Source organism: Streptomyces sp. SA15 (assembly GCF_002291145.1).
Classification (GTDB): Bacteria; Actinomycetota; Actinomycetes; order Streptomycetales; family Streptomycetaceae; genus Streptomyces.
Window position 1 is genome coordinate 22,296 of the sequence record NZ_NTGE01000160.1, and the last position, 14,198, is coordinate 36,493.

General features: G+C 70.5%; 16 protein-coding genes. 3 read left to right on the top strand and 13 right to left on the bottom strand.

The features are described 5' to 3' along the window. Nucleotides 1–47: 47 nt before the first annotated feature. From CLM62_RS35355 to afsQ1, 4 genes are all read right to left on the bottom strand, one after another. The gene (locus CLM62_RS35355) at nucleotides 48–599 is read right to left on the bottom strand and encodes a VanZ family protein (RefSeq protein ID WP_095753977.1); all 552 of its coding nucleotides are present in this window, start codon (nucleotides 597–599) and stop codon (nucleotides 48–50) included. A gap of 125 nt (nucleotides 600–724) precedes the next feature. After that, nucleotides 725–1,339, bottom strand: coding sequence for a hypothetical protein (locus CLM62_RS35360; protein ID WP_179382369.1), 615 nt, complete (start codon nucleotides 1,337–1,339; stop codon nucleotides 725–727). Beyond that, nucleotides 1,339–2,901, bottom strand: a complete 1,563-nt coding sequence (locus CLM62_RS35365) for a HAMP domain-containing sensor histidine kinase (protein WP_095753978.1) — start codon at nucleotides 2,899–2,901, stop codon at nucleotides 1,339–1,341. Before CLM62_RS35365 ends, CLM62_RS35360 begins: the two co-directional genes overlap by 1 nt. Beyond that, nucleotides 2,898–3,575, bottom strand: a complete 678-nt coding sequence (afsQ1, locus tag CLM62_RS35370) for a two-component system response regulator AfsQ1 (protein ID WP_179382370.1) — start codon at nucleotides 3,573–3,575, stop codon at nucleotides 2,898–2,900. The genes CLM62_RS35365 and afsQ1 overlap by 4 nt, the downstream gene beginning before the upstream one ends. Before the next feature lie 275 nt (nucleotides 3,576–3,850). Between afsQ1 and CLM62_RS35375 the strand changes: the two genes are divergently transcribed. Beyond that, nucleotides 3,851–4,675 (top strand): SigE family RNA polymerase sigma factor, encoded by an 825-nt coding sequence (locus CLM62_RS35375; RefSeq protein ID WP_095753980.1) that lies wholly within the window; start codon nucleotides 3,851–3,853, stop codon nucleotides 4,673–4,675. Nucleotides 4,676–4,873: 198 nt separating this feature from the next. Here CLM62_RS35375 and CLM62_RS35380 read toward each other — a convergent pair whose 3' ends face one another. Continuing rightward, entirely contained in the window at nucleotides 4,874–5,578 is a 705-nt protein-coding gene (locus CLM62_RS35380; protein ID WP_179382371.1) for a uridine kinase, read from the bottom strand. A 56-nt stretch (nucleotides 5,579–5,634) separates the two neighbouring features. Here CLM62_RS35380 and CLM62_RS35385 point away from each other — a divergent pair, with 56 nt between their 5' ends. Then, the gene (locus CLM62_RS35385; protein ID WP_095753981.1) at nucleotides 5,635–6,039 is read left to right on the top strand and encodes a hypothetical protein; all 405 of its coding nucleotides are present in this window, start codon (nucleotides 5,635–5,637) and stop codon (nucleotides 6,037–6,039) included. 76 nt (nucleotides 6,040–6,115) lie between these two features. Here CLM62_RS35385 and CLM62_RS35390 read toward each other — a convergent pair whose 3' ends face one another. The 5 genes from CLM62_RS35390 to deoC form a co-directional block, all read right to left on the bottom strand. Continuing rightward, nucleotides 6,116–6,367, bottom strand: coding sequence for a type II toxin-antitoxin system RelE/ParE family toxin (locus CLM62_RS35390; protein WP_095753982.1), 252 nt, complete (start codon nucleotides 6,365–6,367; stop codon nucleotides 6,116–6,118). Continuing rightward, nucleotides 6,364–6,615: a type II toxin-antitoxin system Phd/YefM family antitoxin gene (locus CLM62_RS35395; RefSeq protein ID WP_095754015.1), complete on the bottom strand. Its 252-nt coding sequence runs from the start codon at nucleotides 6,613–6,615 to the stop codon at nucleotides 6,364–6,366. Before CLM62_RS35395 ends, CLM62_RS35390 begins: the two co-directional genes overlap by 4 nt. Before the next feature lie 140 nt (nucleotides 6,616–6,755). Continuing rightward, nucleotides 6,756–7,688 carry an aldehyde dehydrogenase family protein gene (locus tag CLM62_RS35400; RefSeq protein ID WP_095753983.1) on the bottom strand — a complete coding sequence of 311 codons (933 nt, stop codon included), beginning with the start codon at nucleotides 7,686–7,688 and terminating at the stop codon, nucleotides 6,756–6,758. Continuing rightward, nucleotides 7,681–9,117 (bottom strand): aldehyde dehydrogenase family protein, encoded by a 1,437-nt coding sequence (locus CLM62_RS35405; RefSeq protein ID WP_095753984.1) that lies wholly within the window; start codon nucleotides 9,115–9,117, stop codon nucleotides 7,681–7,683. Before CLM62_RS35405 ends, CLM62_RS35400 begins: the two co-directional genes overlap by 8 nt. A gap of 5 nt (nucleotides 9,118–9,122) precedes the next feature. Next, nucleotides 9,123–10,079: a deoxyribose-phosphate aldolase gene (gene deoC, locus CLM62_RS35410; protein ID WP_095753985.1), complete on the bottom strand. Its 957-nt coding sequence runs from the start codon at nucleotides 10,077–10,079 to the stop codon at nucleotides 9,123–9,125. Nucleotides 10,080–10,224: 145 nt separating this feature from the next. Between deoC and CLM62_RS35415 the strand changes: the two genes are divergently transcribed. Further along, on the top strand, nucleotides 10,225–10,932 hold the full coding sequence (locus CLM62_RS35415) for a PH domain-containing protein (RefSeq protein WP_095754016.1): 708 nt from the start codon (nucleotides 10,225–10,227) through the stop codon (nucleotides 10,930–10,932). Nucleotides 10,933–11,018: 86 nt separating this feature from the next. Here CLM62_RS35415 and CLM62_RS35420 read toward each other — a convergent pair whose 3' ends face one another. From CLM62_RS35420 to CLM62_RS35435, 3 genes are all read right to left on the bottom strand, one after another. After that, the gene (locus CLM62_RS35420) at nucleotides 11,019–12,650 is read right to left on the bottom strand and encodes a phospho-sugar mutase (RefSeq protein WP_095753986.1); all 1,632 of its coding nucleotides are present in this window, start codon (nucleotides 12,648–12,650) and stop codon (nucleotides 11,019–11,021) included. Between the two features lie 324 nt (nucleotides 12,651–12,974). Continuing rightward, nucleotides 12,975–13,799, bottom strand: a complete 825-nt coding sequence (locus tag CLM62_RS35430; protein ID WP_095753987.1) for a purine-nucleoside phosphorylase — start codon at nucleotides 13,797–13,799, stop codon at nucleotides 12,975–12,977. Nucleotides 13,800–13,901: 102 nt separating this feature from the next. After that, on the bottom strand, nucleotides 13,902–14,180 hold the full coding sequence (locus tag CLM62_RS35435) for a hypothetical protein (RefSeq protein WP_095753988.1): 279 nt from the start codon (nucleotides 14,178–14,180) through the stop codon (nucleotides 13,902–13,904). Nucleotides 14,181–14,198: the final 18 nt, after the last annotated feature.

A 14,198-nucleotide genomic window follows, 5' to 3' on the forward strand; every position in this document is an offset into this window, starting at 1 on the left:
CCCATCTGCCTACAACGCTACGGAACCGAAACGGACGTAGCGTCGCTCTATGGGGCGATCCCGACCCTGGGAATCGTCGGGGTCCGACCCTGAGCCGCTTCCTCCTGGCGGACGGAGCCGCGTCGGGCGCGGTCCTTCCTGCGGCGGAGCCAGGCGCGGGCTGCCGGTACGAACGCGACGTGGGCCAGGCCCACGCCCGCCGTGTTCAGCAGGAGTGAGTCGATGTCGACGACCTGTCCGGGCACCGCCGTCTGGAGCAGCTCTATGCCCAGCGAGATGAGGGCGCCGGCGGCTGTCGTCCGCAGGAATGAGGCGAGCGGGGAGACCGCGAGCCTGCCGTGGACCATGGGAAGCAGGACGCCCAGCGGGGCGAGCAGCCCGAGCCCTTCGACGATGCGCCGGACGCCTTGCTGCCAGCCCAGCGCGAGATCGGACCGGATGCCGGCGAGCGGATGCAGGTTGGGCGGCATCACCCAGGGGACGTCCAGCGGACGCAGCGTGAACCAGGCGACGAACGCCAGGTGTGCGACTAGGAGAACACCCCCTGTCACACGGATGCGGATCGCGGCGCTGCCGCCGATGGAGCCTTGACGCTGCACGACCCCCTAGACGCGGCCTCCGGCACGGTCGGTTCCGGGATGCCCAGGAGCACGGCATGAGGCTTGCGCCACACGCTCCTTTTCGGGCCCGTACATCCTCGTAGGTCGTCGTGCGTTCTCGTACGTCAGGCGCCCGCGACCTCGCCCGACGGCGGCTCCGTGCTGCCCGGCCGGGAGCGGACCTCGTCCGTGCACTCGTAGCGGCGCGGCGGCTCGCCGTCCGGCCCGCCGAGGATCACCGAGCCGTCGCCCTCGGCGGCCGCCGAGTCGGAGAACGTGCAGACCAGCTGGGCCAGGGCATAGGAGGTCAGGTCGCCCGGCGCGGTGCTCAGCCGGAGCGCGTCCTCGGGGTCCTGGGGGCGCGGCCCGCTCACCGCCATGCCGCCGCGTACGTCGGTGGTGTACCCGGCCTCCTTCTCCGCGGGCGACGGCGTCGCGGCGAGCTCGTCGAGCAGGCCCTGCGCCACCAGCACCCGCCGCTGGAAGTCCGCCGTACCGTCCGGGACGCGCACGGTCCGGTCGACGGCCACGAGCGACGAGCCGCACAGCAGGAACACCTGCACCGGCAGCCCGCGCGAGGCCTGCGTCGAGACGTCCGGCTCGGTCAGGGAGCAGCGCACCCGGGAGGGCGCGGGACCGAAGTCGGTCGGCACCTCCGTGGCCCGGATGCCGCATCCGGTGAGAAGCCCGGCGAGGACCGGGAGCGCGAGCAGGCGTCGTACGTTCAGTCGCACGTTCATCAGGCGTCCCCCTTGCCCTTGTCGCCTTCCTCGGTCTCCTCCATCAGTGCCGAGGCGTCCCGCGGCAGCCGCAGTGTGAACACCGCGCCGCCCTCGGGGGAGTTGGCGGCGGTTATCTCGCCGCCGTGGATGTGCGCGTTCTCCAGGGCGATGGACAGGCCCAGGCCGCTGCCCTCGGAACGCGGCCGGGAGGCGCTGGCCTTGTAGAACCGGTCGAAGACGTGCGGCAGGACGTCCTCGGGGATGCCGGGCCCGTGGTCCCGTACCCCGATCACGACCTCCTCGTCCGCCTCCCGTACGGAGACGCGCACCGGCGAGCCGCCGTGCTTGAGGGCGTTGCCGATCAGGTTCGCCATGATCACGTCCAGGCGGCGCGGGTCGAGACGGGCGTGGATGCCGCGCTCGGTGTCCAGCTCCACCGCGTCCAGCCAGGCCCGCGCGTCGATGCACGCGGTGATCTGGTCGGCGACGTCGACGTCGTCCAGGACCAGCCGCGCGGTGCCCGCGTCGAAACGGGTGACCTCCATGAGGTTCTCGACGAGGTCGTTGAGCCGTCGGGTCTCACTGACGACGAGCCGTACGGCGGGCTCGATCATGGGATCCATGGACCCGGACTCCGCCTCCAGCTCCTCCTCCAGCACCTCGGTCACGGCGGTGATGGCGGTGAGCGGCGTACGCAGCTCATGGCTCATGTCCGCCACGAACCGACGGGACGCCTCGTCCCGCGCGGCCATGTCGGCGACCCGCTTCTCCAGCGCCTCGGCCGCGTTGTTGAACGTCCGGGACAGGTCGGCGAGTTCGTCGGTGCCGGACACGCGCAGCCGGGTGTCCAGCTTGCCCTCGCCGAGCCGGCGGGCGGCCACACCCAGCCGGTGCACCGGCTTCAGTACGGTCGTCGCGGCGGCCTGCGCGAGCAGCGCGGACCCGATCAGCGCGAGGCCGGTGGCGATGCCGAGCGACCAGGCCAGCGAGTTGAGGTCCTTCGCCTCCGGCTCCAGCGACTTGAGCATGTAGCCGGTCGGCCCCCCGCCGATCACCTTCGTGCCGGCCACCAGGTACGGGGTGCCGTTGTTGACCACCCGCTGCCAGTACAGGTGGTACGCGTACTTGTTGGTCGAGCTGACCGCCTGTTCCTCGTTCACGGCCTCGCGCAGCGACATCGGCACGTCCTGCAGCGAGAACCCGTCCAGGGCACCGGAGTTGCCGTACACCGTCTTGCCGCCGGCGTCCTCGGCGACGAGCAGGACGCTGAAGCGCTGGCTGCTGTTGGCCATCTGTCCGGCGGTGTGCTGCAACTCGTCCTGCGACGGGCTCTGAGGCAGCGCGCCCGCGCGGTTCTGCATCTCCTGCTCGAAGTCGCGCAGCACGGCGTCCTGGGTACGGGTGAGCACGGCCTCGCGGTTGAGCCAGTAGGCGATCCCGGACGCGGCAACGGCGGCGGTCAGCGCCACCAGCCCGAAGACGACGACCAGGCGCAGGCGCAGGCTGGTGAAGCGCAGCCGTGACCAGCTTCCCTTACGAGCCGCGGCCCAGCCGCGGAACCCCCCTTGAGCTTCGGTCACTGAGGACTGTCCAGCCGATAGCCCACGCCACGCACGGTACGGATCAGCGTCGGGGACGACGGCACGTCCTCGACCTTGGCGCGCAGCCGCTGCACACAGGCGTCCACCAGCCGCGAGTCGCCGAGGTAGTCGTGCTCCCACACCAGCCGCAGCAACTGCTGCCGCGACAGCGCCTGCCCCGGCCGCCGGCTCAGCTCCAGCAGCAGCCTGAGCTCGGTCGGCGTGAGCTGGAGATCCTCGCCGTTCTTCGTCACGGTCATGGCCGCGCGGTCGATCACGAGGCTGCCGAACGTGGCCGCGTCGTTCGCCTCCCGCTCGCCGCGCCGCAGCACGGCCCGGATCCGGGCGTCGAGCACCCGCCCCTGGACGGGCTTGACGACGTAGTCGTCGGCGCCGGACTCCAGCCCGACCACGACGTCGATGTCGTCGCTCCGCGCGGTCAGCAGAATGATCGGCAGTTGGTCCGTGCGCCGGATGCGCCGGCACACCTCGAACCCGTCGATGCCGGGCAGCATCACGTCCAGCACGATCAGATCCGGCCGCTGCTCGCGCAACAGCTTCAGACCGTCCTCACCGCTGGCAGCGGTGGCCACGCGGTGACCCTGGCGCGTCAGAGAGAGCTCCAGGGCCGTCCGGATGGCGTCGTCGTCCTCGATCAGCAACAGGGAAGGCACGGGCTCATTCTGGCCCATGGGGGGCCGGGGTTTCGACACCTGTCTTTCTACCGGCCGGTACCTGTATTTTCGCGGGCCGCTAGCGCTCTGTTCTGTGTGGGGGCTGTGCCGAGCCTGGGAGCGACATCCCGAGACGACCCCTGTGACAGGTCTGTGACAGTCGACGGACACGGCCATGAAGTGGCCCGGGCAGGATTTTCGGCACAGGCAAGGAAGCAAGACGCAACAAGCTGCAACAAGCCGAACACCGGTAAGTCCACGACGGGGGGCGCGAGATGAACATGCTGCACGGCAACGGCACCAGCGCAGTGATCACGCGTCTGCACGACGTGAACGCGAACGTGAACCGGAGTTCCGAGAAGTCCGGTGCCGATGGGGGTCCCTCCCGCGCGAGCGTATTCGAGCGTGGGGGAGGGCGGGGGTGCGCTCGCGGCACCGGGCGTCAGCACACCGCGTATGCGCAGCAAGGGCTTCAGCCCTACATGGCGGTGGTTGACGTCCACACGGGGGAAGCTCACGGGGGAGCCGCGTACGGGGAGGCCACGGGGGAGCGTCGTTCGCGGTCGGAGACGGTAGATGCCGAAGCGGCGTTCACCGCCTACGTCCAGGAGCGCCGCGCCTCCCTGTACGCAACCGCCTATCACCTCACCGGCGACCGTTTCGAGGCCGAGGACCTGCTGCAGAGCGCGCTGTTCTCGACGTACAAGGCGTGGGACCGGATCAGTGACAAGGCGGCGGTCGGCGGATACCTCCGCCGCACCATGACCAACCTGCACATCAGCGCGTGGCGCCGCCGCAAGCTGAACGAATACCCGACCGAGGAACTGCCGGAGACGCCCTCCGACACGGACGCGATGCGCGGCACCGAACTGCGCGCGGTCCTGTGGCAGGCGCTGGCCCGGCTGCCCGAACTCCAGCGCACCATGCTGGTCCTGCGCTACTACGAGGGCCGCACGGACCCGGAGATCGCGGAGATCCTCGACATCAGTGTCGGCACGGTGAAGTCCAGCATCTGGCGGTCGCTCCGCCGGCTGCGTGAGGACGAGGTCCTCAGCTTCGGCCGTGACGAGGAAGACGCCTTCGGGGAGCTGGTCGCCTGAGGGTCTGGGGGGGAGTAAGTACGGGGGAGCGGTAACCGGGGGGACCAACGGGGGTCACGGGGGACCAACGGGGGTCGACGGGGGAAGTACCACGGGGGAGCAGCAAGAGAGCGGGACTGGAGGGCCGGGGGGTCCGTCCGGTCCCGCTTTTGCTGTGCGCGCGTGCGTACGTCCGTGAGGTCCCCGTCCGTACGTCCGTCAGGCCGCCGTACGCGCCGTCGCGCATCGTCCCGCTGCCGCGGACGCAAGGCGGCCCATCGCCTCGTCCTGGTCGCAGGCGTACGCCCCCAGCGCCGTCTGACGGGCCACGATGGAGCGCTCGGCGCGCATCAGGCGCCAGCCGCGGCGCAGCAGGAACGGGACCGACTTGCGCCCTTCCTTCAGATCGCGGAGGAAGCGTCGGCGGAAGGTCCTGACCGGGCCGCGGCTCAGGCACAGCGCGTCGGCCAGGACACCCAGCTCCCGGCAGCGCGAGACGATCTCGGCGGCGAAGACGCCCTCCGCGATGAACAGCGGGGTACGGCCCACCTCCACCGACTCCTCGCCGGTACGGGCGCTCAGCGAGATGTCGTAGACGGGAACCTTCGTACGGCCCGTGCGGCACAGGTCCACGATCGCGGTGACCGCCGTGTCCGCCTCCCACGAGTCGGGGTGGTCCCAGTCGATGTCGGAGCTCCCGGCCACCAGCGGCAGCGTCGGGTCGTCGCCCTCCTTGTAGAAGTCGTCGAGCCGCAGCACCGGAAGGCCGGAGCGGGCCGCGAGGAGGGACTTGCCGGAGCCGGAAGGGCCGCAGAGCAGCACGACTCGCGTCGGTATGGGTGGAGGGGAGGTCACGGGACACCAGTGTGAGGCATCGACCGGGCCCCGAACGACCCCGCGGTTCGGCTTTGAAGCGCGCGTCACACCTCTACTACTCTTCGTGCTGACTCGATCACTCTCCGCATGAAAAGGTGGCAGCGATGGCCCGACACGCGTCCCTCCGCACCCCGACCGCCCAGCGTGCGCTGGTCGTCCTCGCGACCGCCGGAATGGCCCTGGGGGCAGGCGCGGCGACGGCCTCCGCCGACGCCAGGACAAGCGCCGGCCCGCAGCACGACCGCCCCGCCTCGCGCGGCGCACTCCACCCGCAGGCCAGTCCCGAGTCGGCCACCGGCCTGGTCGGCCACGTCACGGGCCCGGTCTCGGAGATGCGGCTCAACCCGCTCGCGGGCACGGGCGCCGACCCACTCGACAACTCCGTCAACGCGGAAGTGGGCGACTTCAAACCGGTGTCCACGAAGAAGCTGACCGGGCCGGTCGCGCAGGCGCCGTCGGTCGGCAGGATCCCGGTGGTCGGCCCGGTGACGCGGCTGCCGCAGGGCTGAGGGCCACAGCGGCGGAGAGCCGCGCCTTCCCTGGGTGGAGGGGAGGCGCGGCTCTCTCTTGTTGCCTGGTGGTGGGTCAGGCGGTGCGGCCGAGGTGGGTGACCATGATGCGGATGACGTCGTCGTCGATGATGTACAGCACCCGGTAGTCGCCGACGTGCAGGCGGCGTACATCCTGGGACCCGTAAGGATTGGAGTCGCGCGGGCGGGGCTGGGTGGCCAGGGCGTCGACGGCCTCATAGACGGCGGCCAGTCCAGCCGGGTCGTCCTTGAGGAACCGCGCGGCCGCGTTGGTGGCCCGCGGTTCCCAGATGATCTCGTAGGTCACTTACGCAGCCCCAGCATCCTGCCGACTTCCTCGTGAGGGATGCCCGGGCCAAGCGTCCCGCGCTCTTTCTTCAGCTCGTACTCGGCCACCGCCAAGGCGTCTTCCAGATCCTCTATCACTTGGGGTGAGATGAGGAGGGCGGCGACGTGGCCGTGGTCGGTGAGGGCGATGGTCTCGCGGCCGTGGGCGGCGCGGCGGACCAGGTCGCCGAGCTGGGAGCGGGCGGTGCTGATGGCGATCTCAACCATGTGCACATGGTGGCACGAGATGAATCTAGTGGTCAATTCGTCCGGCGCCGTGAAGAAGCGGCGCCTCTACGCAGAAGGCCGCACTTCCCCCGGACGGAGGGGATAGTGCGGCCCTCTGATGCGGGGCGGTCGTCAGGCCGTCAGTACGACGAGCCCGACGCGCCAAGCGACCCCGTCGGATGCCAGACCGTCTTCGTCTCCAGGAACGCCGTCAGGCGCTCGATCCCCGGCGTCTCCGCGTAATCCACAGGCTGTGGACGGAGGACCCGCTTGAGGTTGTCCGCCGCCGCGATCTCCAGTTCCTTCGCCAGTACGTCGTCGGCGCCGGCCAGGTCGATCGCGTTGACGTCCTGGTGGGACGCGAGGGGCGTCGCGATCTCCGCCGTACGGCCGGAGAGGACGTTGACCACGCCGCCGGGGAGGTCCGAGGTGGCCAGGACCTCGCCGAGGGAGAGGGCAGGGAGAGGGGACTTCTCGGAGGCCACCACGACCGCCGTGTTGCCCGTCGCGATCACCGGGGCGACGACCGAGACCAGGCCCAGGAAGGACGACTCCTGGGGCGCGACGATCGCCACCACGCCCGTCGGCTCCGGAGTGGACAGGTTGAAGAACGGGCCCGCCACCGGGTTGCCGCCGCCGACCACCTGGGCGATCTTGTCGGTCCAGCCCGCGTACCAGACCCAGCGGTCGATGGTCGCGTCCACCTGTGCGGCGGCCTTCGACTTCGACAGGCCCTCCGCGTCCGCGACTTCGCGGATGAACTGCTCGCGGCGGCCCTCCAGCATCTCCGCGACGCGGTAGAGGATCTGGCCGCGGTTGTACGCCGTCGCGCCGGACCATGGCCCGAACGCCTTGCGGGCCGCGACCACCGCGTCCCGGGCGTCCTTGCGGGAGGAGAGCGGTGCGTTGGCCAGCCACTTGCCCTTCCCCGCCGCGTCAGCGGCTGATGTTGCTGTGGTCACCTCGTACACCCGGCCGCTCTCGGAACGCGGGAACTTCCCGCCGACGTACAGCTTGTAGGTCTTGAAGACGCTCAGACGCTGCTGCTCGGTGCTCTTGGACTTATCAGACATCGAGGTACGCCTCCAGGCCGTGGCGGCCGCCCTCGCGGCCGAAGCCCGACTCCTTGTAACCGCCGAACGGCGAGGTCGGGTCGAACTTGTTGAACGTGTTGGACCAGATCACGCCCGCGCGGAGCTTGCCCGCGACGGCGAGGATCCTCGACCCCTTCTCCGTCCAGATGCCCGCCGACAGGCCGTACGGGGTGTTGTTGGCCTTGGCGACCGCCTCGTCCGGGGTGCGGAAGGTGAGGACGGACAGGACCGGGCCGAAGATCTCGTCGCGGGCGATGGTGTGCGCCTGGGTGACGTTCGTGAACAGCGTCGGGGCGAACCAGTAGCCGGAGGAGGGCAGTTCGCAGGCCGGGGACCAGCGCTCGGCGCCCTCCGCCTCGCCCTGCTCGACCAGGGAGGTGATGCGCGAGAGCTGCTCGGCGGAGTTGATCGCGCCGATGTCCGTGTTCTTGTCGAGGGGGTCTCCGAGGCGGAGCGTGGAGAGCCTGCGCTTGAGCGACTCCAGCAACTCGTCCTGGATCGACTCCTGGACCAGGAGGCGGCTGCCGGCGCAGCAGACCTGGCCCTGGTTGAAGAAGATGCCGTTCACGATGCCCTCGACGGCCTGGTCGATGGGGGCGTCGTCGAAGACGATGTTGGCGCCCTTGCCGCCGAGTTCCAGGGTGAGCTTCTTGCGGCTGCCGGCGACCGTGCGGGCGATCTCCTTGCCGACGGCCGTGGAGCCGGTGAAGGCGACCTTGTCGACGTCGGGGTGGGCGACGAGGGCGGCTCCCGTACGGCCGTCACCCGTCACGATGTTCACCACGCCCTTGGGCAGGCCTGCCTGGCGGCAGATGTCCGCGAAGAACAACGCCGACAGGGGGGTGGTCTCCGCCGGCTTCAGGACGACCGTGTTGCCGGTCGCCAGGGCCGGGGCGATCTTCCACGCCAGCATCAGGAGCGGGAAGTTCCAGGGGATGACCTGGCCTGCGACGCCGAGGGGCCGGGGGTTGGCACCGAAGCCGGCGTGGTCCAGCTTGTCGGCCCAGCCCGCGTAGTAGAAGAAGTGGGCGGCGACCAGGGGGAGGTCGGCGTCCCTCGTCTCCTTGATGGGCTTGCCGTTGTCGAGGGTTTCCAGGACGGCCAGTTCGCGGCCGCGTTCCTGGATGATGCGGGCGATGCGGAAGAGGTACTTCGCGCGCTCCGAGCCCGGGAGCGCCGACCACTTCTCGAACGCCTTGCGGGCGGCCTTGACCGCGCGGTCGACGTCCGCCTCTTCGGCCTGGGCGATCTCGGACAGCACTTCTTCCGTGCTCGGGCTGACCGTCTTGAACACCTTGCCGTCGGCCGCCTCCGTGAACTCACCGTCGATGAACAGGCCGTAGGACGGGGCGATGTCGACGATCGCGCGGGACTCGGGTGCGGGCGCGTATTCGAATGCGGATGCCATGGTGATCAGTCCACCGTCACGTAGTCGGGGCCGGAGTAGCGGCCGGTGGCCAGCTTCTGGCGCTGCATCAGCAGATCGTTCAGGAGCGAGGAGGCGCCGAAGCGGAACCAGTGGTTGTCCAGCCAGTCCTCGCCGACGGTCTCGTTGACCAGGACGAGGAACTTGATCGCGTCCTTGCTGGTGCGGATGCCGCCGGCCGGCTTCACGCCGACCTGTACCCCGGTCTGCGCGCGGAAGTCGCGTACGGCTTCCAGCATGAGGAGGGTGTTCGCGGGGGTGGCGTTGACGGCGACCTTGCCGGTGGACGTCTTGATGAAGTCCGCCCCGGCGAGCATGCCGAGCCAGCTGGCGCGGCGGATGTTGTCGTACGTCGACAGCTCGCCCGTCTCGAAGATGACCTTCAGGCGGGCGGAGGTCCCGCAGGCCTCCTTCACGGCGACGATCTCGTCGTACACCTTCATGTACCGGCCCGCGAGGAACGCTCCTCGGTCGATGACCATGTCGATCTCGTCGGCGCCCGCCGCCACCGCCTCGCGGACGTCGGCCAGCTTGACCGCGATCGGGGCGCGGCCCGCCGGGAATGCCGTGGCGACCGAGGCGACCTTCACGGAGGAGCCGGCGACGGCCTCCTTGGCGGCGGCCACCATGTCGGGGTAGACACAGACGGCCGCGGTCGCGGGGGTCGTACGGTCGGTCGGGTCGGGGTGGACCGCCTTGGCGCCGAGCGCCCGGACCTTGCCCGGGGTGTCCGCGCCTTCCAGCGTCGTCAGGTCGACCATCGAGATGGCGAGGTCGATGGCGTACGCCTTCGCGGTCGTCTTGATGGAACGGGTACCGAGCGAGGCGGCGCGTGCCTCCAGGCCGACCGCGTCGACGCCGGGCAGCCCGTGGAGGAAGCGGCGCAGCGTGCTGTCGGACGTGGTGACGTCCGAGAGGGCTGCGGTGGGTGCAGTGGTGGGCATGGTCACCAGACGAGCATATCTACGCGCGTAGCGACTGTACAGCCCGGCGAAGATATCGGTGATCGTCCTGTGGGGCGGCAACGTGTATGGGCTTGGGTGGCACCGCGTCCGAGTGTTGTCGGGGGCTTCGGGCACAATCGGGGCCATGACGACCCCGGATCATGAGTCACCGTCGCCGCAGCCCCCGGTACCCCCTTCCAGCGACCGGATCTACCGGTCGTCCGCGGGTATCGCCGGTGGTGTCCTGCTGCTCGGCATCGCCGGGTGGCTCGGTATCGACGCGATCGTCACGGGGGAGGGGCGGACGCCGTGGCTGGCTCTCGCCGCGCTGATCTTCGTGGTGCCGCTGGTCGCGGCCTTCACGCTGCGGCCCGCCGTGTTCGCGGGGGACGACCGGCTGCGTATCCGTAATCCGTTCCGGGTCATCGTGCTGCCGTGGGGGGAGGTCGAGTCGTTGCGTTCCGGGTATTCGAACGAGGTGGTGGCCAAGTCCGGCAAGAAGTACCAGCTGTGGGCCATCCCCGTTTCGCTGCGGGCACGCAAGAGGGCGGCCCGGCGGGAGGCGCGCAGGAGCGCCGAGGGCGGGAGTGCGAGGGGCGGTGCCGCCGGTGGTGGGCGGGGCGGTGCGTTCGGTGGGATCGGCGGGGGTGCCTTCGGGGGGCGGACGCCGGAGCCGGACGGGCCTGTGCGGGCCGAGGCCGACCGGATCATGGACGAGCTGCGGGGGCTGCTGGAGGCGCGGGGGGAGGCGCAGACGTCCCAGGGCGAGGTGAGTGTGCGGTGGGCTTACGAGGTTGCGGGGCCCGCGGTGACCGGGGCGGTGTTGTTGGCGATTTTGGCGGCGCTGGGGTGACGCGGGCGGGGTGAGTCGGGTGGAGTGGCGCGGGGGAGTGGACGCCGCGGCCACCCCGATGCGTAGGGCTCCGAGTGTCGGGCGCCTCAGATGCCTGCCGCTGCCGACAGGTCCCGCTTGATCGTCGTCAGCAGGTCCGTCGCCTTCGTGCGGGCCGCGGCGAGGTCGGCGTGCGTCGCTACCGGGACGACCACTTCCAGGTAGCACTTCAGCTTGGGTTCCGTGCCGCTGGGACGGACGATGACGCGGGCGCCGTCGAGGGTGTAGCGGAGGCCGTCTGTGGGCGGGAGCGTGTCCGTGCCCTGGGTGAGGTCCTCGGTGCGGGTGATGGGGAGGCCCGCGAGGTCGGTCGGGGGGTGCTCGCGCAGGCGTCGCATCGCGCTGGCGATGAGGGAGAGGTCCTCCACGCGGACCGAGAGCTGGTCGGTGGCGTGCAGGCCGTGTTCCACCGCGATGTCGTCCAGGAGGTCCAGGAGGGTGCGGTTCTGTGACGTGAGGACGGAGGCCAGTTCCGTGATCAGGAGCGCGGCTGTGATGCCGTCCTTGTCCCGTACGCCGTCCGGGTCGACGCAGTAGCCGAGGGCTTCCTCGTAGCCGTAGCGGAGGCCTGCGACGCGGGCGATCCACTTGAAGCCGGTGAGGGTCTCCTCGTAGGGGAGGTTCGCCTTTTCGGCGATGCGGCCGAGGAGGGAGGAGGAGACGATGGATTCGGCGAAGGTGCCGTGGGCTCCGCGGTTCACCAGGTGGGTGGCGAGGAGGGCGCCGACCTCGTCGCCTCGGAGCATGCGCCAGTCCGTGCCGTCTTTCACGGCTACCGCGCAGCGGTCCGCGTCCGGGTCGTTGGCGATGATCAGGTCGGGGTTCGTCTCGCGGGCCTTCGCGAAGGCGAGGTCCATCGCGCCGGGCTCTTCCGGGTTGGGGAAGGCGACGGTGGGGAAGTCCGGGTCGGGATCGGCCTGTTCGGCGACGAGGGCGGGTTCCGGGAAGCCGGCGCGGGCGAAGGCGGCGAGGAGGGTTCCCTTGCCTACGCCGTGCATCGCTGTGTAGACCGTGCGGGCGGTGCGCGGGGAATCGGGGGCGAGGACGGCGTCCGTGCGGGCGAGGTAGGCGTTGAGGACGGTGTCGTCGAGGGTTTCCCAGCCCGTGGTGGGGCGGGGGACGGTGGTGAGGCTGGGGATGGCTGCGATCTCGGCTGCGATCTCGGCGTCCGCCGGGGGGACGATCTGGGAGCCGTCGCCGAGGTAGACCTTGTAGCCGTTGTCGCGGGGTGGGTTGTGGCTGGCGGTGACCTCTACGCCGGCCACCGCGCCGAGGTGCCTGATGGCGAAGGCGAGGACGGGGGGGGGGAGGGGGCGGGGGAGGACGGCTGCGCGGAGTCCGGCGCCGGTCATGACGGCGGCGGTGTCCTGGGCGAAGTCGGCGGACTTGTGGCGGGCGTCGTAGCCGATGACGACGAGGCCGTCGGTGTGGCCGTTCTTCTTGAGGTACGCGGCGAGGCCGGCGGCTGCTCGGATGACCACGGAGCGGTTCATGCGCATCGGGCCGGCGCCCAGTTCGCCGCGGAGACCTGCGGTGCCGAACTGGAGGGTGCCGCTGAAGCGTGCGGTGAGCTCTTGGACGTCCTGGGCTTCGATGAGCTTGGCGAGTTCGTCGCGGGTTTCCGCGTCGGGGTCCTCGGTCAGCCATGCGTTGGCCCGGGCGATGAGATCGTCGTGCACGGTCGGTCAGCCTCTCGTTGTGGAGCGGGTGCGGGTGCCTCCGGCGGTTTGGCCGGGGGCGATGCCTGCGGCGGCCTGTGCGGGGTGCGCGTAGCGCGTTGCGTTGTGGGGTGGGTCGGGGCCGCGCCGGGGGTGTCCGTCCTCGGAACGGCGCGGAATCGGTCACCTACCAGCGTGCCCGTGTTGACGCGCCAACCGCTGCGGGCGGACACCCCCCGACACGTCCCCTTGCCGCCGTACGCGGCTGCGGGCCCGCCCAGCTGCGGGCAGTCGTGCCGCTGGGGCGGCTCCCGACCCACAGAGGGCGGCACCTCGTAGCGCCGCTTACAACCGCCCCAACACCTGCGCCAACAGCGACCCCATCCGCGTCGCGCTGTCGCGCCCCGCCTGGAGGACCTCCTCGTGGTTCAGGGGCTCGCCCGTCATGCCCGCGGCAAGGTTGGTCACCAGGGAGATACCCAGCACCTCGGCACCCGCCTCACGCGCGGCGATCGCCTCCAGGACCGTCGACATGCCCACCAGGTCCGCGCCGATGACGCGGGCCATGCGGATCTCGGCCGGCGTCTCGTAGTGCGGGCCGGGGAACTGGGCGTAGACGCCCTCCTCCAGGGTGGGGTCGACCTCCTTGCACAGGGCGCGCAGGCGCGGGGAGTAGAGGTCGGTGAGGTCGACGAAGTTGGCGCCGATGATCGGGGAGGCCGCCGTCAGGTTGATGTGGTCGCTGATCAGGACCGGCTGGCCGGGGCGCATGCCCTCGCGCAGGCCGCCGCAGCCGTTGGTGAGGATGATCGTCTTGCTGCCGGCGGCGACGGCCGTGCGGACGCCGTGGGCGACCGCGGCGACCCCGCGGCCCTCGTAGTAGTGCGTGCGGCCCAGGAAGACCAGGGCCCGCTTGTCGCCGATGGTGTACGAGCGGATCTTGCCTCCGTGCCCCTCGACCGCGGGGGGCGGGAAGCCGGGCAGCTCGGTGACCTGGAGCTCGGCGTCGGGGACGCCCAGCGCGTCCACGGCCGGTGCCCAGCCGGAGCCCATCACGAGGGCGACGTCGTGGGTCTCGGCGCCCGTCAGTTCGCGCAGGCGAGCGGCGGCGGCGTCAGCGGCGGCGTGGGGGTCGCCCTGGATGTCGTCCGGAAGAAGAGATGCGTTCACGGCACGAGGGTAGCCGGTCGAGGCCTACGCGCGTAGATGAGGGAGCTCACCAGATGGGGATCGTTGTCTCGTCGTTTCCAACGACAAGCGCGGCGACGCCGGTCACTCGTCCGGGATGAGGACGTCCTTGTCGTTGAAGACCTCGACAATGAAGATCAGCAGTCGGCCGCGGCTGACTGTGTACTCAACGAGGACGTTCTGCGTGAGTCGGATCGTACGGTCGTCCCCGGTGGAGCTTATGGGCCGCGACACCGACACGAAGGGGTCGCGGGCCAGCATGGCGATGCCCTTGTCGAACGTGGTGCGCTGCCGGTCGTCGAGCCGGTCGCGGGCCTGAGCGGCCTGGACCGTGTAGTAGACGTCATACGTGGTGGGGGCCATGCGATCTCCCGGCGGTGC

Coding starts and splice junctions, on each gene's coding strand:
- CLM62_RS35395 (WP_095754015.1), bottom strand. CDS start 6,615: ATGGTTGAGATCGCCATCAGCACCGCCCGCTCCCAGCTCGGCGACCTG.
- CLM62_RS35415 (WP_095754016.1), top strand. CDS start 10,225: ATGACGACCCCGGATCATGAGTCACCGTCGCCGCAGCCCCCGGTACCC.
- CLM62_RS35400 (WP_095753983.1), bottom strand. CDS start 7,688: ATGTCTGATAAGTCCAAGAGCACCGAGCAGCAGCGTCTGAGCGTCTTC.
- CLM62_RS35375 (WP_095753980.1), top strand. CDS start 3,851: ATGAACATGCTGCACGGCAACGGCACCAGCGCAGTGATCACGCGTCTG.
- deoC (WP_095753985.1), bottom strand. CDS start 10,079: ATGCCCACCACTGCACCCACCGCAGCCCTCTCGGACGTCACCACGTCC.
- CLM62_RS35405 (WP_095753984.1), bottom strand. CDS start 9,117: ATGGCATCCGCATTCGAATACGCGCCCGCACCCGAGTCCCGCGCGATC.
- CLM62_RS35435 (WP_095753988.1), bottom strand. CDS start 14,180: ATGGCCCCCACCACGTATGACGTCTACTACACGGTCCAGGCCGCTCAG.
- CLM62_RS35360 (WP_179382369.1), bottom strand. CDS start 1,339: ATGAACGTGCGACTGAACGTACGACGCCTGCTCGCGCTCCCGGTCCTC.
- CLM62_RS35385 (WP_095753981.1), top strand. CDS start 5,635: ATGGCCCGACACGCGTCCCTCCGCACCCCGACCGCCCAGCGTGCGCTG.